The 18,527-nt window shown below is 69.2% G+C and carries 12 protein-coding genes; 8 read left to right on the top strand and 4 right to left on the bottom strand.

Annotated features, from left to right (window positions below; genetic code table 11):
- The 5 genes from AC2YHT_RS21805 to AC2YHT_RS21785 are packed head-to-tail and all read left to right on the top strand — an operon-like array spanning position 1 to position 5,814.
- Complete coding sequence (locus AC2YHT_RS21805) at positions 1-726, top strand: CpaD family pilus assembly protein (RefSeq protein WP_487291973.1); 726 nt, start codon at positions 1-3, stop codon at positions 724-726.
- Positions 723-2,321: a CpaE/TadZ family protein gene (locus AC2YHT_RS21800; RefSeq protein ID WP_487291972.1), complete on the top strand. Its 1,599-nt coding sequence runs from the start codon at positions 723-725 to the stop codon at positions 2,319-2,321. Before AC2YHT_RS21805 ends, AC2YHT_RS21800 begins: the two co-directional genes overlap by 4 nt.
- A 6-nt stretch (positions 2,322-2,327) precedes the next feature.
- Positions 2,328-3,824, top strand: a complete 1,497-nt coding sequence (locus AC2YHT_RS21795) for a TadA family conjugal transfer-associated ATPase (RefSeq protein WP_487291971.1) — start codon at positions 2,328-2,330, stop codon at positions 3,822-3,824.
- Between the two features lie 9 nt (positions 3,825-3,833).
- Entirely contained in the window at positions 3,834-4,811 is a 978-nt protein-coding gene (locus AC2YHT_RS21790; RefSeq protein ID WP_487291970.1) for a type II secretion system F family protein, read from the top strand.
- A gap of 13 nt (positions 4,812-4,824) precedes the next feature.
- Positions 4,825-5,814 (top strand): type II secretion system F family protein, encoded by a 990-nt coding sequence (locus AC2YHT_RS21785; RefSeq protein ID WP_487291969.1) that lies wholly within the window; start codon positions 4,825-4,827, stop codon positions 5,812-5,814.
- 7 nt (positions 5,815-5,821) lie between these two features.
- On the opposite strand, the gene AC2YHT_RS21780 is transcribed toward AC2YHT_RS21785, so the two are convergent.
- The 3 genes from AC2YHT_RS21780 to AC2YHT_RS21770 all read right to left on the bottom strand — a co-directional run bounded on the left by AC2YHT_RS21780 (position 5,822) and on the right by AC2YHT_RS21770 (position 11,289).
- Positions 5,822-6,802, bottom strand: a complete 981-nt coding sequence (locus AC2YHT_RS21780) for a hypothetical protein (protein ID WP_487291968.1) — start codon at positions 6,800-6,802, stop codon at positions 5,822-5,824.
- A 74-nt stretch (positions 6,803-6,876) separates the two neighbouring features.
- Complete coding sequence (locus tag AC2YHT_RS21775) at positions 6,877-8,394, bottom strand: tryptophan halogenase family protein (RefSeq protein WP_487291967.1); 1,518 nt, start codon at positions 8,392-8,394, stop codon at positions 6,877-6,879.
- 135 nt (positions 8,395-8,529) lie between these two features.
- A complete protein-coding gene (locus AC2YHT_RS21770; RefSeq protein ID WP_487291966.1) occupies positions 8,530-11,289 on the bottom strand; it encodes a TonB-dependent receptor in 2,760 nt (919 codons plus the stop codon).
- Positions 11,290-11,595: 306 nt separating this feature from the next.
- On the opposite strand from AC2YHT_RS21770, the gene AC2YHT_RS21765 reads away from it, so the two are divergent.
- Both AC2YHT_RS21765 and AC2YHT_RS21760 read left to right on the top strand, forming a co-directional pair.
- A complete protein-coding gene (locus AC2YHT_RS21765) occupies positions 11,596-13,425 on the top strand; it encodes an alpha-amylase family glycosyl hydrolase (protein ID WP_487291965.1) in 1,830 nt (609 codons plus the stop codon).
- The gene (locus tag AC2YHT_RS21760) at positions 13,422-15,050 is read left to right on the top strand and encodes an alpha-amylase family glycosyl hydrolase (RefSeq protein WP_487291964.1); all 1,629 of its coding nucleotides are present in this window, start codon (positions 13,422-13,424) and stop codon (positions 15,048-15,050) included. The genes AC2YHT_RS21765 and AC2YHT_RS21760 overlap by 4 nt, the downstream gene beginning before the upstream one ends.
- A 188-nt stretch (positions 15,051-15,238) precedes the next feature.
- On the opposite strand, the gene AC2YHT_RS21755 is transcribed toward AC2YHT_RS21760, so the two are convergent.
- Positions 15,239-16,300 (bottom strand): LacI family DNA-binding transcriptional regulator, encoded by a 1,062-nt coding sequence (locus AC2YHT_RS21755; protein WP_487292009.1) that lies wholly within the window; start codon positions 16,298-16,300, stop codon positions 15,239-15,241.
- An 89-nt stretch (positions 16,301-16,389) separates the two neighbouring features.
- On the opposite strand from AC2YHT_RS21755, the gene AC2YHT_RS21750 reads away from it, so the two are divergent.
- Entirely contained in the window at positions 16,390-18,420 is a 2,031-nt protein-coding gene (locus AC2YHT_RS21750; RefSeq protein WP_487291963.1) for a glycoside hydrolase family 97 protein, read from the top strand.
- Positions 18,421-18,527 lie beyond the last annotated feature (107 nt).

Genomic DNA, 18,527 nt, shown 5'->3' with positions numbered 1-18,527 from the left:
ATGACGCGACGCAACCTCCAGCGCCTGGCCGCCACCGTCGCGGGCCTGGCCGTGCTCACCGCCCTGTCGGGTTGCGCCTCGGCCATGAACGAGGCGCGCGCCGACGCCGCGGCGATCGCGCCGCCGCCGGCGACGACCGAGACCCAGCAGTGGGAAGACCGTGTGCGCGTCGACTCCGCGCCGGACGAGATCCTGCTGGCCATCCACGCCGAAGGCCTGTCGCAACGCCAGGCCGAGGCGCTCGACGCCCTGGCCCTGCGCGGGATCCAGGCCGAAGCCCGCGAGATCGTCATCGGCGCCCCGGCCGGCGCCCGTGATCCCCGGGCCGTCGACCGCATGGTCTCGGCCGCCCGCGCCCGCCTGGCCTCGGCCGGAACCGGCGACGCCGACATCCGCGTGACCAGCTATGACGCCGCCGGCGACAAGAGCCCGGTGCTGCGCGTGGGCTATCTGCGCCACACGGTGAGCACGCCCTTGTGCGGCCAGAACTGGGAAAACCTGACGGCCACCCGCAAGAACGACGCTTACGGCAACTTCGGCTGCGCCATCACGGCCAACATCGCCGCCCAGGTGGCCAATCCGCAGGACCTGCTCGGGCCGCGGCCGACCGCCCCGGTCGACGCCGGCCGCCGCGACACCGTGTTCGACAAGTATCGCAAGGGCGAGAAGACCTCGTCGGTTCGTGAGCCCCAGGCGTCCGGGGTCGTTTCGGAGGCGGTGAAGTGACGACTCGCGACCACGACCCCTTCGACCTGGGCTTCGAGGCCGACGACGAGTTCGCCTCGCCGGCCGCCGGCGATCCGTGGCGGGCCGCCCCGGCTGCGCCCATGGCCGCGCCCCCAGGCGCTCTTACGGCTGCCTACGCCGCCGCCTCGACCGCGCTCGCCGCCGATCCGTTCGCCGACTTCCCGCCGGCACGTCCGCGCCCAGAGGCCGCTCCGCCCGCCGCGCCGTCCAACCCGTTCGCCGAACTGGCGCCCGCGGCCGCCGCTGCTTTCGCCGCCGCCCCGGCCGCCCCGGTCGCATCTCTGGACATCGCCCGCCCGCAGGCCGCGCCCCAGGTCCAGACCTGGTCCGCTCCGCCCGCCGAGGACATCCTGCCCGGCGCCGACGCCACCACCGGCGAGGCCAGCGTGCCGCGCATCGCCATCCACGCCTTCGGCGTGCGGGCCGAGACCCTGGCGATCATCGAGGCCGCCGCCGCCGACCGCCGCATGGCCCGCGCCAGCGTCACCGCCCGCTCCGGCGGCCTGGAAGCGGCCGTCGACTTCTATCAGAACCAGCCGACGCCCTCGCTGGTGCTGGTCGAGACCATGGACTCGGCCCAGCGCATGCTGGCGCTGCTGGACGGCCTGGCCCAGGTCTGCGACCCGGGCACCAAGGTCGTGGTCATCGGCCAGACCAACGACATCGCCCTCTATCGCGAGCTGATGCGCCGCGGGGTCAGCGAGTACCTGACCCAGCCGCAGAGCCCGCTGCACGTGATCCGCGCGGTGTCCGCGCTGTATGCCGATCCGTCGGCTCCGTTCGTCGGCCGCCAGGTGGCCTTCGTCGGCGCCAAGGGCGGGGTGGGCGCCTCGACCCTCGCCCACAACTTCGCCTGGTCGATGGCCGAGCGCGTCGAGGCCGCGACGGTGATCGTCGACCTCGACCTGCCGTTCGGCACCGCCGGCCTCGACTTCAACCAGGACCCGCTGCAGGGCGTGCTCGACGCGCTGAGCCAGCCCGAGCGCCTGGACCCGGTGCTGATGGACCGCATGATGGTCCGCTGCGGCGACCGCCTGTCGCTGCTGGCCGCCCCGGCCACGCTGGAGCAGGACTACGACATCGGCGCCGACGCCTACGAGGAGGTGACGCAGAAGATGCGCGGCGCCGCCCCGTTCGTGGTGCTGGACCTGCCGCACAGCTGGGCCCCGTGGACCCGCCGGGTGCTGGTGGGCAGCGACGATCTCGTCATCGTCGCCACGCCGGACCTGGCCAGCCTGCGCAACGCCAAGAACATCGTCGACCTGGTGCGCCAGGCCCGTCCCAACGACGCGCCGCCGCGCCTGGTCTTGAACCAGGTGGGCGTGGCCGGCCGTCCCGAGATCCCGGTCAAGGACTTCGGCGAGGCCCTGGGCGTGACCCCGTCGCTGGTGCTGCCGTTCGATCCCAAGCTGTTCGGCCAGGCCGCCAACAACGGCCAGATGGTCGCCGAGGTGGCCCCGAAATCGAAGGCGGCCGAGGGCATCGATCACCTGGCGCGGCTGATCAGCCGCCGCGAGGCGCCGCCGGCGGCCAGGTCGGCGTCCATCCTGTCGGGCCTGTTCAAGAAGAAGTAGGGGCGAATGTTCGGCAAGCGCGATCAGGCCACCGTCACCGAGCGTCAGGCGCCGCCGCCCGCCCCCACGGGCGGCGCGGCCATCGCCACGCGCCCGCAGCGCGTCGAACCGGCCGCGCCGCCGCCCGCCCCCAAGGCCTCGGCGCCCGCGCCCAAGCCCACGCAAGGGCTGGAGCAGCTGCGCGCCGCCCAGGGCGCGGCCAACCAGACCGCCAACATCGTCCGTGAGCAGAGCGACTACTACCACGCCACGAAGACGACGATCTTCAACGCCCTGCTCAACACCATCGACCTCTCCCAGCTGGCCCAGCTCGACCAGAAGCAGGCCGCCGAGGAGATCCGCGATATCGTCGCCGAGCTGGTGGCGATCAAGAACGTCTCGATGTCGGTCTCCGAGCAGGAGCACCTGGTCCAGGACATCATCAACGACGTCCTCGGCTACGGCCCGCTCGAGCCCCTCCTGGCCCGCGACGACATCGCCGACATCATGGTCAACGGCGCGCACCGGGTGTTCATCGAAGTCTCCGGCAAGGTGCAGCTGACCAACGTCCGCTTCCGCGACAATCTGCAGCTGATGAACATCTGCCAGCGGATCGTCAGCCAGGTCGGCCGCCGGGTCGACGAAAGCTCGCCGATCTGCGACGCCCGCCTTCCCGACGGCAGCCGCGTCAACGTCATCGCGCCCCCCTTGGCTCTCGATGGTCCCACCCTGACCATCCGGAAGTTCAAGAAGGACAAGCTGACGATGAAGAACCTGGTGGAGTTCGCCTCCATCAGCGCCGAGGGCGCGCGCGTCCTGGGCGTCATCGGCGCCTGCCGCTGCAACGTCATCATCTCGGGCGGCACGGGCTCGGGCAAGACGACCCTGCTCAACACCATGACCGCCTTCATCGACCCCACCGAGCGGGTCGTGACCTGCGAGGACGCGGCCGAACTGCAGCTGCAGCAGCCGCACGTGGTGCGCCTGGAAACCCGTCCGCCGAACCTGGAAGGCCAGGGCGCGGTGACGATGCGCGATCTGGTCAAGAACTGTCTGCGGATGCGTCCCGAGCGGATCATCGTCGGCGAAGTCCGCGGCCCGGAGGCGTTCGACCTCCTCCAGGCCATGAACACCGGCCACGACGGCTCGATGGGCACGCTGCACGCCAACAGCCCGCGCGAAGCCATCAGCCGCGTCGAGAGCATGATCACCATGGGCGGCTACGGCCTGCCCTCCAAGACCATCAAGGAGATGATCGTCGGTTCGGTCGACGTCATCATCCAGGCCGCCCGACTGCGCGACGGCTCGCGCCGCATCACCCACGTCACCGAGGTGGTCGGCCTGGAAGGCGACGTGATCGTCACCCAGGACCTCTTCGTCTACGAGATCACCGGCGAGGACGAGCACGGCAAGGTGCTGGGCAAGCACCGCTCGACCGGCATCGCCCGGCCGCGCTTCTGGGACCGCGCCCGCTATTACGGCCTCGAGCGCGAGCTGGCCGAAGCGCTGGACGCGGCTGAGTAAGGGCCGGCCATGTTCATCCTGATCGCCGTCCTCGGCTTCATCACCATCGCGGGCCTGGGCTTCGTGCTGACGGGCGGCGGCGAGAGCGGCGGCGCCAAGGCCGCCAAGCGCGCCCAGGTGATCGTCGGCGGCGGCGAGCGCCAGGCCGCCGCGCGGGCCAAGGTCGCGGCCAACACCCCCGACGCCCGCCGCAAGCAGATCCTCAAGACGCTCAAGGAACAGGACAAGAAGCAGAAGAAGGCCACCCTGACGATCGCCGCCCGCCTGCGCGCCGCGGGCCTGGGCGAGAACGTCAAGATGTTCTGGATCATAAGCGGCGTCCTTGGCCTGATGGTCATGCTGGTGCTGCTGATCGTGCAGAAGATCCCGCTGGTGGCCCTGGGCGGCGGTTTCGCCGCCGGCTTCGGCCTGCCGCGCTGGGTGGTCGGGTTCCTGGCCGCCAAGCGCACCAAGAAATTCACCGAGGCCTTCGCCGACGCCGTCGACATCATCGTTCGCGGCATCAAGTCGGGCCTTCCGGTGCACGACTGTCTGAAGATCATCGGCAAGGAATGCCCCGAGCCCCTGGCCGGCGAATTCCGGATGCTGACCGAGAACATCGGCATGGGCATGCCGATCGACACCGCCCTGGAGCGCCTCTACGAGCGGATGCCGACCTCGGAAGTGCGGTTCTTCGCCATCGTGCTCAACATCCAGCAGAAGACCGGCGGCAACCTGGCCGAGGCGCTGGGCAACCTGTCGACCGTGCTGCGCGCCCGCAAGCTGATGACCGAGAAGATCAAGGCGCTTTCCGCTGAAGCCGTGGCCTCGGCCTTCATCATCGGCTGCCTGCCGCCGGGCGTGATGGTGCTGATCACCGTCATCGCCCCGGACTACATGACCACCCTGTTCACCGACACGCGCGGGCGGCTGATGCTGCTGGGGGCGGCGATCTGGATGAGCCTGGGCATCTTCATCATGCGCCGCATGATCAACTTCAAGTTCTAGGGAGGGACGACGCATGGCCGCGATGCTGACCGACCCCTCGAACCTGCTGACCGCCTTCGTCGCGCTGGTCGTGTTCGCCACCATCATCACCCTGGCCGCGCCGGTGATGAACAGCAGCGGGCTGGAAAGCCGGCTGAAGTCGGTGGCCAACCGCCGCGAGGAGCTGCGCCGCCGCTCGCGCGCGGCCCTGGCCAACAAGGGCGCCGCCGGCGGCGGCACGCTGCGCCACACCGACGAGGGGATGTACAAGACCATCGTCGACCGGCTGCAGCTGTCCAAGCTGCTGGAAGACCCCAAGGTCGTCGATAAGCTGGCCCAGGCCGGCTTCCGCGGTCCCAAGCCGGTGTCGACCTTCTACTTCTTCCGCTTCGTCATGCCGTTCGCCTTCGGCCTGCTGGCGGCGCTCTACCTGTTCGGCATCAACGGCTTCGGCCTGCAGACCATGCAGAAGCTGGCCATCTGCGTGGGCGCCCTGACCATCGGCTACTACGCGCCCAACCTCTACATCCAGAACGTCGCCCAGAAGCGCCGCGAGTCGATCGTCTCGGCCTTCCCCGACGCCCTGGACCTGCTGCTGATCTGCGTCGAGAGCGGCATGTCGATCGAGGCGGCGATCCAGAAGGTCGGCAACGAGGTGGGCTCCAGCTCGATGGAGCTGGCCGAGGAGCTTTCCCTGCTGACCGCCGAGCTCTCCTACCTGCCCGACCGCCGCCTGGCCTATGAGGGCCTGGCCCGCCGGACCAACCATCCGGGCATCAAGTCGGTGGCCACGGCCATGATCCAGGCCGAGCGCTACGGCACGCCCCTGGGCGCGGCGCTGCGGGTCATGGCCAAGGAAAACCGCGAACTGCGCCTGTCGGCCGCCGAGAAGAAGGCCGCCAGCCTGCCGCCGAAGCTGACCGTGCCGATGATCGTGTTCTTCCTGCCGGTGCTGTTCATCGTCATCCTCGGCCCGGCGATCCTCAAGATCTCCGACCTGATGGCCAAGAAGCCGGTCGGCTGACGCGGCCTCAGAGGTTCCGCAGCAGGAAGTCGGCGCGATCGCGCACGCCGCCGCTGCGGTCGTCCAGCAGCGAGCGGGCGATCTCCGCGGCGTCGGGCATTTCAGCGCGGCGGTCGTAGAGGGCGTCCAGCGCGATCTTGCGGACCATGGCAGAGCGGTCCCTCAGGGCTCGTCGGACGGTTTCGTCCACATCGACCGTCACGCCGAGCGGCCGTTCTTCGGTCACGACGATCCGCCGCCGCAGGCCATAGGCTTTGTCGACCCAGACCCAGTCGCTGCCCACGGGCCAGCGGGCGCGGCCGGCGATCAGCGCCTCCAGGGCCACGGCCCGGATCGGCGGCAGGACCGCGTGCTCGGCCAGGTCCGGAAGATGGGCGTCGATGGCGGGAAACCGGAAGACGGACTTCAGCAAGGCGCCGCCCGAGCCGCTGGAACGGTCGCGCAGGGTTTCGGCCAGCCGTGCGATCGCGTCGGGACGGCTGAGCGCGGCGTCCAGCAGATCGGCCTCGTGCTGTTCCCACCGTCCCCAGGAGAGGCGTCGCGCGCAGATGTAGGACGCCGCCTGGGCGATGACCTTGGGCGAGGTGGCGGGAAGCAGACGCAGGCCCGCCGCCCTGGCCGCCTGGCGCACCTGCGGAACCCAGTCGTTGAGGCGCAGGGCGATGGCCACGAGCTGGAACGCCGCCCGCGGCGGTCGCCGCAGGTTGGCCAGCCCGGCCTGGCGGACATAGCCATCGGGCGAGAAGGTCAGCAGCCAGGCCAGGTCTTCGTCCCGGGCGCGCCGGCTCGCCAGCCGCAGGCCATGCTCGCGGCGCGACATCCTGGAAACCTGCGGGGCGGCGCGGTCGAGCGCGGCCCGGCCCGCGTGGATCACCTCCGACAGGGGCGTGGCGCGAAGCTCGGCCATGGCCACCGCGACGGCCGCGCCCGTCGGCGTGGGCGGTGAGCCCACGACGAGCCGCCGCCAGAAAGTCAGCAGCCAGCGCATCGCTCTGTCCTTTTGGGCGCGCAGTCGTGGACGAGCCGGCGAAGCTTTGCAACCTCCGGCCTGCCTCAAGGCGGTCACTCCGCCGCGCGCGCCTCCGGTTCGGCCCGCACCGCGCCGGCCAGGAAGGCCGCGTGGGTCGGCAGGGCGTTCGCCGTGCGGGCGGCGGCGTGGGCCAGGTCGGCCAGCCAGTCGTCGACGCGGGCGTCCGAAACCGCCGCCGTCATCGGGTGGGCGGCGGCCGGCGTCAGGCCCTGGCCCAGCAGCACCTGCACCCAGCTGGTTTCCTTGAAGAGGTCGTCCTCGTGGCTGAACACCCGGCCGGGGCCGGTGAACAGCGAAAGGCGCGCGGCCAGACTGTCGGGGATCTCCATCGCCTTGCGGCTGGCCCAGAACGGTGTGTCGTCGCGCTCGGTGGCCTTGTAGTGCAGCACCAGAAAGTCGCGGATGCGGGCGTATTCGTCGCCGGTCTGGCGGTTGAACTCGGCGATCAGGGCGGGATCGAAGCCCTGGTCGGGGAACAGGGCCAGCAGGCGCGCCAGGCCCGATTGCACCAGGTGGATGCTGGTCGACTCCAGCGGCTCCATGAAGCCCGACGCCAGGCCCAGGGCCACGACGTTGCGGTTCCAGAACGCCTTGCGGCGGCCGGTGACGAAGGTCAGCAGGCGCGGCTGCGCCAGCGGTTCGCCCTCCAGGTTGTCCATCAGCACCTGGCGGGCCGTCTCCTTGTCGGTCCAGGCGCCGGAGAAGACGTGGCCGTTGCCGGTGCGATGCTGCAGCGGGATCCGCCACTGCCAGCCGGCGTCGCGGGCCCAGGCGCGGGTGTAGGGAACCGGCGGGGCGGCGTCGCGGCTGGGTACGGCCCAGGCGCTGTCCATCGGCAGCCAGCGCGACCAGTCCTCGTAGCCGGTTTTCAGCGCCTCCTCGATCAGCAGGCCCCTGAAGCCCGAGCAGTCGATGAAGAGCTCGCCCTCCACCCGGCGGCCGTCTTTCAGCGTCACGGCCCGCACAAAACCGCTGTCGGGATCCTGGTCGACCCCGACCACCCGGCCCTCGACCCGCTGCACGCCTTGGGCTTCGGCATGGCCGCGCAGATGGCGGGCGTAGAGCACGGCGTCGAAGTGGAAGGCCCAGTTCAGCGGCTCGCCGCCCTCGGGAGCGACGCGGCCGAAGCGTCCGGCGCGGGCGGCCAGGGCGTTGGCCGACCAGGCCCAGAAGTCCTCGCCGGCGGTTCCGCGCCGGCGGGCGTCCAGCCACCAGTGGTGGAAGGGCGTGGTGCCCAGCGAGCGGCCGACCTGGCCGAAGGCGTGCATGTAGCGGTGGCCGGGCCGCAGCCAGTCGACGAACTCGATGCCCAGCTTGATGGTCCCCTGCGTCGCCCGCAGGAAGGCGTCTTCGTCCAGGCCGATGAAGGCGTTGAAGAACCGCAGCTGCGGGATCGAGGCCTCGCCGACCCCGACCGTGCCTATCTCCTCGGACTCCACCAGCGTGATCCTGGCCGAGGACCCCAGGGCCCGGACCAGCAGGGCCGCGCTCATCCAGCCGGCCGTGCCGCCGCCGACGATGACCAGGTTGCGGATCGGTCCTGCGTTCATGGCGTGCTCCCTGGCGCGACCCGCGCCCGCCTTCTTGCGAGGCGGCTGCGCATCGTCGCGGTCTCCTGAAAAAAGAAAACCCCCGTCGGCGCAGGAAGCCGACGGGGGCGCGAGGACGCGGGGGAAGTGCGCGCCTTAGAACTTGTAGGCGACACCGACGAGGTAGGTGCGGCCGTACTCCTGGTAGTCGATGATCTGGCGCTCATCGCCGTTCTGGTAGGTGACGAAGGGCTCGTTGGTCAGGTTGTTGACCTGGGCCGTCAGCGACAGGCCCTTCAGCGGGCCGTTCTCGAACGAGTAGCCGATCTGGCTGTCGAGCACGGTCTCTTCCTTGACCATCCGGTAGGTGCGGCCGTTGCCGAAGCCGGAGACCTCGCCCAGGAACTTCGAGCGGTAGCGCTCGCTGAGACGGGCCGAGAAGCCGCCCTTCTCATAGTAGACGGTCAGGTTGCCGACGGTCTTCGACAGGCCCGGGATCGGGATCGACGGGTCGCTGAGGCTGTACTGGATCTCGCTCTCGGTGCGCGAGGCGCTGAAGATCGCGCCGAAGCCCTCGAGCACGGGGTGGATCAGCGAGCCCGGCATCGAGACCGTGAACTCCAGGCCCTTGATCGAGCCGCCCTGGCCGTTCTGCGGGATGGTGATGTAGCCCTGGCGCAGCACCGGCTCGGGGTTGGCGCCGATCGGGTAGCCGGTGAAGTCGTGCAGGACGCTGGCGTCGTACACGTAGGTCTTCAGGTCCTTGTAGAAGGCGGCCAGCGAGACATAGGCCTGGCGGCCGAAATACTTCTCGTAGGAGATGTCGATGGCGTTGGCGCGCCACGGCTCCAGCTCCGGGTTGCCGCCGCTGCCGCTCCAGGGCGAGTTGGCCAGGCTGGTGCTGGTCGCGAGCGCCGAGTTGTAGCTGTAGTTGGTGCTGGCGCGCATCTGGTCCATCCGCGGACGGGCCAGGGTGCGGGCCGCGGCGAAGCGGATCACCTGCTCGTTGGGCAGGCGCAGCTGCAGGTTCACGCTGGGCAGGAAGTCGACATAGCTCGTGCCGCCCGACAGCTGGGTCTGCTGGGTGGCCGTGCCGGTGCCGCTGGCGCCCAGGGCGTTGGAGCTCTGGTCGGTGTTGACCACCTGGAAGCCGAAGTTGCCGGTCAGGGCGTGGCCGCCGACCTCGGTCTCGATATTGGCCATCAGATAGCCGACCGTGACCTTCTCCTCGACTTCCCAGCTCTTGACCAGGACGTCGGCGTTCGGGTTGCGGATCTTGGTGTAGGTCCCGTTGTTGAGCAGCGAGAACGGGTCGTAGGCGACGACGCCCGACAGGCCCGCGAAGCCCAGCGAGGTGACGCCCACGATGGCGCTCGACGGGATCGTGACGCTGGCCGGGGCGCCGACGACGCTCAGGAACCACTCGTCGTTCACGAGGCCCTTGGTGCGTTCGCTGTAGTTGACGCCGAAGGTGATGCTGGACAGGCCGCTATCGGGGTTCAGGTCGCGCTTGGCCGAGAAGCGGGCGGCCTTCAGCTCGTCCTCGATGGTCGGCATGTTCAGGTAGCCGTCCTGGCCGCCCGTGACGACGTCGCCGCCCCAGCCCTGCGAGCTGGTCAGCTTGGTCACCGCCGGATCGCCGTAGTTCAGGGCGTTCTTGAAGCTCGCGCCGTGGTCGCTCATCGAGAAGCTGACGGTGTCCAGAGCGCCCAGCGTGTTGCGGCCGGTGCCGGCGTAGGTCTCGAGGATCATGTCGGTGCGCTCGACCTTCGACCAGGAGAGGTCGGTGTCGATGGTCCAGCTGTCGCCGACGCTCCAGCGGTTGTTCCAGCCCAGCGACCAGATGTCGGCGTCGCGGTCGTTGCCGTCGTTACGGATCACCGGCTTGACGTTGGAATAGGTCGCGTTGGTGATCATGCCGCCCGAGGCGGTGGTCCCGCTGATGGCGGGGCCGGGGCGCGTGCCGTTGGCGTCGGTGGCGCCGCCGCCCCAGGCCAGCGGGATTTCCATGCCGCGCACCAGCTGGTGGTTCTCGAACTTCGAGTAGAAGACGTCGAGCGTGCTGGTGAAATTGTCGGTCGGGGCGAACTCGACCGTAGCCATCACGCCGTCGCGCTTCAGCTTGCTCGACATGGCGGTGACCCGCGCGCCGCCGAGCACCAGGTTGCCGGCGCCGTCGGTGGGATAGCCCCAGGCGTTGAAGCGCTGGGCCTGGTAGGGCGACTCCATGTGGGCGTAGCCGATGGCGACGCCCAGCTTACCGTCCATGAACTGGTCGATGTAGGAGATGTTGAAGCGGTTGCCGTGGGCCGACGAGCCCGGGTTCAGCGCGCCGATGTCGTTCCACTCGTAGCGGGCGCCGACGGCGAAGGCGCGCTTGCCGAACTTCAGCGGGCGGATGGTGCGCATGTCGGCGGTGCCGGCCAGGCCCTGGCCCAGCAGCGAGGCGTCGGGGGTCTTGTAGATGACCACGCCGCTCAGCAGTTCCGACGGATACTGGTCGAACTCGACGCCGCGGTTGTCGCCGGTCGAGACCTGCTCGCGGCCGTTCAGCAGGGCGGTGGTGAAGTCCGGGGCCAGGCCGCGGATCGAGATCACCTGGCCGCGGCCGTCGAGGCGCTGGGCGGTCAGGCCGGGCAGGCGGGCGATCGACTCGGCGATCGACACGTCGGGCAGCTTGCCGATGTCTTCGGCCGAGACGGCTTCGACGATCGAGGTCGAGTCCTTCTTCAGCGAGATGGCGCCTTCGATCCCGCGGCGGATGCCGGTGACGGTGATCTCCTCGACGGTGTCGGGTTCGGTGGTCTGGGCGGCGGCCGGCGTGGTTTGAGCCTGGGCGGCTCCGGCGGCGATCATCAGCGCCAGCCCCGTTCCGCCCATCAGCGCCGCGCGGCGCAGCTTGAATCGGATGTCCATGATGTTCCCTCCCGCAAGTGGTGTCCGCGCGGTTCCTCCGCGCCGTGTTGCGCAAATTACTGCAAACAGGTGCCGGCTTTTGCAACTGAAAAATGGATGGATTGTCATGTTCGTTGACCGGGAGGTGTGCTTTCCGCTGCTTTCACAGGGTTTTTGCGGCTATTTCGCCACAGTGCGACAACCCTACCGTTCATGCTCGTAAGGCGAATGGATTGACAGCAGGTCAGCGGCTTTGCAAATCTATGCAAAATTGACGTGGCGACCGGGTCGTCGAAGATCGCGACGCTAGGGATGGAGGGCAGGGGGATGAACACCCGCAATCGGTGGGGGCGGCTGGCGGCCGCGCTCGGCTGCGCCAGCCTCGCCGCGACCGCCGTCCCGGCCTTCTCGGCGCAAACGTCTCAAGCCTTCCGCGATCGGCTCCCGCAGGACGAGGTGATCTACTTCGTCTTGCCCGACCGCTTCGCCAACGGCGATCCGTCCAACGACCAGGGCGGGCTCAAAGGCGACCGCCTGGCCACCGGCTTCGACCCGGCCGACAAGGGCTTCTTCCACGGCGGCGACCTGAAGGGCCTGGCCGGCAAGCTCGACTACATCCAAGGCCTTGGCGCGACCGCGATCTGGCTGGCCCCGATCTTCGCCAACAAGCCGGTGCAGGGTCCCAAGGGCCAGGAGAGCGCGGCCTATCACGGCTACTGGATCACCGACTTCACGACGGTGGACCCGCATCTGGGAACCAAGGCCGACTTCAAGGCCCTGGTTGAGGCCGCCCATGCGCGCGGCCTCAAGGTCTACATGGACATCGTCGTCAACCACACGGCCGACGTCATCAAGTTCAAGGAATGCGAAGACCGCCGCTGCGACTATCGCAGCAAGGCCGACTATCCGGTTTCGCGCAAAGGCGGCGTCTCGGGGGCTGCGATCAACGCCGGCTTTTCAGGCGACGCCGACGGCTCGGCCGGGAATTTTGCAAAGCTCACCCGGCCCGACTTCGCCTACACGCCCTACGTTCCGGCGGCCGAGGCCAGGGTCAAGAAGCCCGACTGGCTGAACGACCCGATCTGGTACCATAACCGCGGCGAGAGCGACTTCGTCGGCGAGAGCTCGCTCTATGGCGACTTCGCCGGGCTCGACGATCTCTACACCGAGAACCCGCGCGTGGTGGACGGCTTCATCGACATCTACGGCGCCTGGATCGACGAGTTCGGGATCGACGGCTTCCGCGTCGACACCGCCCGCCATGTGAACCCGCAGTTCTGGCAGGCCTTCGTGCCGGCCATGCAGGCGCGGGCGGCCGCGCGGGGCATCCCCAACTTCCACATCTTCGCCGAGATCGCCGATCCGGATCCGGTGGCCCTGGCGCGTTCGACCGTGGTCGACGGCTTCCCCGCCGCGCTGGACTTCGCCTTCCAGCAGGCGGCGACCGAGACGGTGGCGGGCAAGGCCGGGACCGACCGCTTCGCCCGGCTCTACGCCGCCGATGCGCTCTATCGCGGCGGCGAGGCGGCGGGCCTGCAGATCCCGACCTTCCTGGGCAATCACGACATGGGTCGGTTCGGCCGCCGGCTGGTGGCGGGTAACCCCGGCGCCTCCGACGACGAGCTGCTCAAGCGCGACGTGCTGGCCCACGCCCTGCTGATGTTCCTGCGCGGCGCCCCGACCCTCTACTACGGCGACGAGCAGGGCTTCACCGGCGACGGCGACGACAAGGACGCCCGCGAGGACATGTTCGCCAGCCAGGTCGCCGCCTACAACGACAACCGCCTGATCGGCGGCAAGCCCGGCTCGGCCGACCGCTTCGACACCGGCGCGCCGCTCTATCGCGCCATCGCCGGCATGGCCAAGGCGCGCGCCGCCGACCCCGCCCTGCGCGGCGGCCGGCAGGTCATTCGCGCCGCCGGCGACAAACCCGGCCTGCTGGCCGTTTCCCGTATCCTCCAGGGTCATGAGACCCTGGTCCTGTTCAACACCGGCCAGACGCCGGTGGAGGCCCAGGTCGAGGTCGAGACGACCTCGGCCGCGTGGCGCTCGGTCGTCGGCGCCTGCGCGCCGGCGTCCGCCGCCCCGGGCAGCTACCGCGTGACGATCGCGCCGCTCGACTACAAGATCTGCGTCTCGGAGGGCGCGCCCCAGTGACCATCGAAAGCCTGGCGAACCCCGCCGCGTCCCTTGCTTCCGCTCACGCCGCCAAATGGTGGCGCGGCGCGGTGATCTATCAGGTCTATCCGCGCAGCTATGCCGACTCCAACGACGACGGGGTGGGCGACCTGCCGGGCATCACCGCGCACTTGGAGCATATCGCCTCGCTGGGCGTGGACGCGATCTGGCTGTCGCCGTTCTTCGCCTCGCCGATGAAGGACTTCGGCTACGACGTCTCGGACTATCGCGACGTCGATCCGATTTTCGGAAGCCTGACCGACTTCGACGCCTTGATCGCCAAGGCCCATAAGCTGGGCGTCAAGATCATCATCGATCTGGTGTTTTCCCACACCAGCGACGAGCACGCCTGGTTCGCCCAGGGCCGCGAAAGCCGAGATAATCCGTATGCGGATTGGTACGTCTGGGCCGACGCCAAGGCCGACGGCTCGCCGCCGTCCAACTGGCAGTCGGTGTTCGGCGGCCCGGCCTGGACCTGGGACGCCCGGCGCGGCCAGTACTACATGCACAACTTCCTGGCCTCGCAGCCGCAGCTGAACCTGCATAATCCGAAGGTCCAGGAGGCCCTGCTCGACGTCACCCGCTTCTGGCTGGAGCGCGGGGTCGACGGCTTCCGCTTCGACGCCATCAATTTCTCGATGCACGACCCGGCCCTGCGGGACAATCCGCCGATGCCGCCGGGCGGCAAGCGCACCCGGCCGTTCGACTTCCAGGACAAGGTCCACAACCAGGGCCATCCGGACATCCCGAAGTTCCTGTCCCGCCTGCGCGCCCTGACCGACCAGTATGGCGACCGCTTCTCGGTGGCCGAGATCGGCGGCGACCGGGCCGACGAGGAGATGAAGCGGTTCACGGCCGGCGAGGATCACCTCAATAGCGCCTACAGCTTCCTCTACCTCTATGCCGACGAGCTGCGCGACGAACTGGTGCGCAGCGGGGCGACCGACTGGCCGGGCGCGCAGGGCGAGGGCTGGCCGTCCTGGACCTTCTCCAACCACGACGCCCCGCGGGCGGTGTCGCGCTGGGCGCGGGGCCGCGACCGCAAGGCCTTCGCCGAGATGGCGCTGCTGCTGCTGATGACCCTGCGCGGCAACGTCTTCGTCTATCAGGGCGAGGAACTGGGCCTGCCTCAGGCCCACGTGCCGTTCGAGCGACTGGTCGATCCGGAAGCCATCGCCAACTGGCCCCAGACCCTGGGCCGCGACGGCGCCCGCACCCCGATCCCGTGGAAGGCAGGCGCGGTCAATGCCGGCTTCTCCACCGTCGAGCCCTGGCTGCCGGTGGATCCGGCGCACCTGCCGCTGTCGGTCGATGCGCAGGAGGCCGATGCGGCCTCGACCCTGCACGTCGCCCGCCGCCTGATCGGCCTGCGCGCGAAGTGGCCGGCCCTGAAGACCGGCGGCATGCATCTGGTGGACACCAACACCCCGCTGCTGGTGTTCGAGCGCGGCGAGGGCGATCAGGCTTTGCTCTGCGTGTTCAACATCGGCTTCGAGGCCGTGGCCTGGGACCTGCCGGACGGCTGGACCGTGGTCGACAGCGTCAATCTCGGCGCGCCGGGGACGGTCCCGCCATTGGGCGGCCTGCTGGCGAAGCGGGGGTGATCTCTCACCCCAATTCTCCCGTCATTCCCGCCCTTGTGGCGGGAACCGCTCTGTCAGCCGCAGGTGCGAGTGAGGCGGACCGCCAGCGGTCCGCTTGCGCTTCACACGCTAGCGGAACCAGGGGTTCCCGCCACAAGGGCGGGAATGACGGGTTGAAAGGTGAGGGGAAGGGTGGGCGGCAGGAGCTGCTACCCCCCGCAGCTCTCGCGGATGATCAGATCCGTCGGCACCCGCTCGGACCGGCTCGCGCCCTGCCCACTCGCGTCCAGCAGCTTCGAGACCATCAGCCGTCCCGCCTTGGCGGTGTCCTGCGAGATCGTCGACAGGGCCGGGCGCGAGTAGCGGGCGAAGGGCACGTCGTCGTAGCCGATCACCGAGACGTCGCCGGGCACCGACAGCCCCGCATGCTGCAGGGCGCGGATGGCGCCCAGCGCGATCAGGTCGGAGGCGGCCACCACGCCGTCGAACTTCACGCCGCGCTGGATGAGGCTGTCGATGCTGGCCTCGGCCGACTCGACCTCGAAGTGGGCCGGCACGATCAGGTCGGGATCGACGCCCAGGCCGAACTGCTCGACCGCGTCGAGATAGCCGCGGTGGCGCTGCATGGCTTCGGGCGCTTCGGTGTCGCCCAGGAAGACGATGCGCTTGCGGCCGAGGCGCGCCAGATGCAGCGTCGCGCGCTTGGCGCCGAGAGGATTGTCCGAACCCACCGAGCAATAGGCCTGGTCGGGCAGCTGCGCGCCCCAGACCACGAAGCGGGCCTCGGTCTCGGCCAGGCGGTTGAAGGCGGTGTGCAGCCAGGACTGGCCCAGGAAGATCACCCCGTCGGCGCGGCTGGTGGTCATGGCCGCCGACAGGTCTTCGAAGCTGCCCGGCGCCACGTGGCTGACCAGGATATCGCAGCCGCGCTCGCGGGCCGCCTCGCCGACGCCGGCGAACAGTTCGAGGAAGAAGGGATCCGAGAGGCGTCCCTCGCGGTGCTGCGGACGCGGCACGACGATGGCGATCGTGCCCTCGGCGCCGATCGGGCCGGCGGGCATGTAGCGGCGGAACGGATAGTCCATCTCGCGCGCCAGCTTCCAGATCAGCTGTTTGGTGCGCTGGTTGACGGCGGGGCTGTCGTTCAGCGCCCGCGAGGCGGTGGAGATCGAGACGCCGGCCATCCTGGCCAGGTCTTCCAGACGCGTCGCCCCCTTGCTCACCGTTCCCCGTCCCCGTGGTCTCGAGCGCCCAAAGTGGCGGGCGCAAATTTTGCCGCAAAAGTTTTCAGTAGCCTTCTTAACGCATCGACGCCCGCGCTTGGCAAGTGCGGCGCGACGCGGAGTCCAGGAGCAGAAGCATGATCCTACGCCTTCTCGCCGTCGCCGCCCTGGCGCTCGCGGCGTCGCCCTCGCTGGCGGCCGTTACGGCGACCGCGACCTCACCCGACAAGGTGCTGAGCGTGTCGGTGACCACCGACAACGACGGCCAGCCGACCTACAGCGTCAGCCGCCTTGGCCGGCCGGTGATCGCGCCGTCGAAGCTGGGCTTCATCCTGGTCGACGCTCCCAAGCTGCAGCGCAATTTCGAGGTCACGGACCAGCAGACCCGCAGTGTCGACGAGACCTGGGACCTGCCCTGGGGCGAGCGCAAATCGGTGCGCAATCGCTTCAACGAGCTGCGCGTGACCCTGGTCGAGAAGACCCCGCTGCACCGCCGGCTCGACGTGGTGTTCCGCCTCTATGACGACGGCCTGGGCTTCCGCTACGAGTTTCCCGAACAGGCCAATCTCAAGACCGCCCGCATCGGCGAGGAGCTGACCGAGTTCAGCCTCGTGGACGAGGCCACGGCCTGGTGGATCCCGGCCTATGAGTGGAACCGCGAGGAATATCTCTACAACAGGACCCCGCTCGAAGAGGTGTCGGTCGCCCAGACGCCGATGACCCTGCGCACCCAGGATGGCCTGCACGTCTCGATCCACGAGGCGGCGCTGGTCGACTACGCCGGCATGAACCTGGCCCGCGCCCAGGATCGCCGCTTCAAGGCCAGCCTGACGCCGGGGATCAGCGAGGCCAAGGTCGAGCGCGCCCTGCCGTTCCCCACGCCCTGGCGCACCCTGCAGATCGCCGACAGCGCCGGCGGTCTGGTCACCTCCAGCCTGATCCTGAACCTGAACGAGCCCAACAAGCTGGGCGACGTCTCCTGGATCAAGCCGATGAAATATGTCGGCGTCTGGTGGGAGATGCACCTCGACCACAAGACCTGGGGCTCGGGCCCCAAGCACGGCGCGACCAACGACAACGTCATGCGCCACATCGATTTCGCCGCCAGGCACGGCCTGGGCGGGGTGCTGGTCGAGGGCTGGAACAAGGGCTGGGACGGCGCCTGGTTCGCCGACGGCTCGGAGTTCAGCTTCACCGAATCCTATCCGGACTTCGACCTGAAGAAGCTCACCGACTACGCTCGCAAGAAGGGCGTCGTGCTGATCGGCCACCACGAGACGGCCGGCAACACCGTCGTCTACGAGCGCCAGATGGATGCGGCCTTCGACCTCTACAAGTCGGTCGGCGTGCCGGCCGTGAAGACCGGTTACGTCGCCGACGCCGGCGGCGCCCAGGTGCTGGGTCTGGACGGCAAGGTCCATTTCGCCTGGCACGAAAGCCAGGCCTTGGCGCAGCATCACGTGCGGGTGCTGGAAGCCGCCGCCAAGCGCCAGATCGCCATCAACTCGCACGAGCCGATCAAGGACACCGGCCTGCGCCGCACTTACCCCAACTGGATCAGCCGCGAGGGCGCGCGGGGCATGGAGTTCAGCGCCTGGGGCCAGCCGGGCAATCCGCCCGAGCACGAGGCCAACCTGGTCTTCACCCGCCTGCTGGCCGGTCCGATGGACTACACGCCCGGCATCTTCGGCATGAAGACCAAGGCCCCCGACGGCGTGGCCACCACCTGGGCCAAGCAGCTGGCGCTGTACGTCGTCATCTACAGCCCGATCCAGATGGCCGCCGACCTGCTCGAGAACTACGAGGCCAACCCCAAGCCCTTCAAGTTCATCGAGGACGTGCCGGTCGACTGGGCCGACACCAAGGTCGTCAACGGCGAGATCGGCGACTTCGTCACCATCGCCCGCAAGGACCGCAAGAGCGACGACTGGTACCTGGGCGCGGTCAGCGACGAGCAGGGCCGGGTGCTTTCCGCGCCGCTGTCGTTCCTCGATCCGGGCCGCAAGTACCGCGCCGAGATCTACCGCGACGGTGAGGCGGCCGACTGGAAGACCGCCCCGCAGGACATCGTCATCGAGACCCGCGAAGTCACGGCGGCGGATACGCTGGTGTTGAAGCTGGCCCCCGGCGGCGGCCAGGCGATCCGGTTCGTGGCGCTGAAGCGGTAGGACTCTCAACTCCGTAAAATCCCCGCGAAAGCGGGGACCCAGGTGTTTTATCGTCGAGCGCCACGGGTTTCAGAAAAAGCCTGGGCCCCGCTTTCGCGGGGGTTTTA

This window comes from Caulobacter sp. SRI_008, from assembly GCF_057586355.1.
This window is presented reverse-complemented; position numbering and strand designations above follow the sequence as displayed.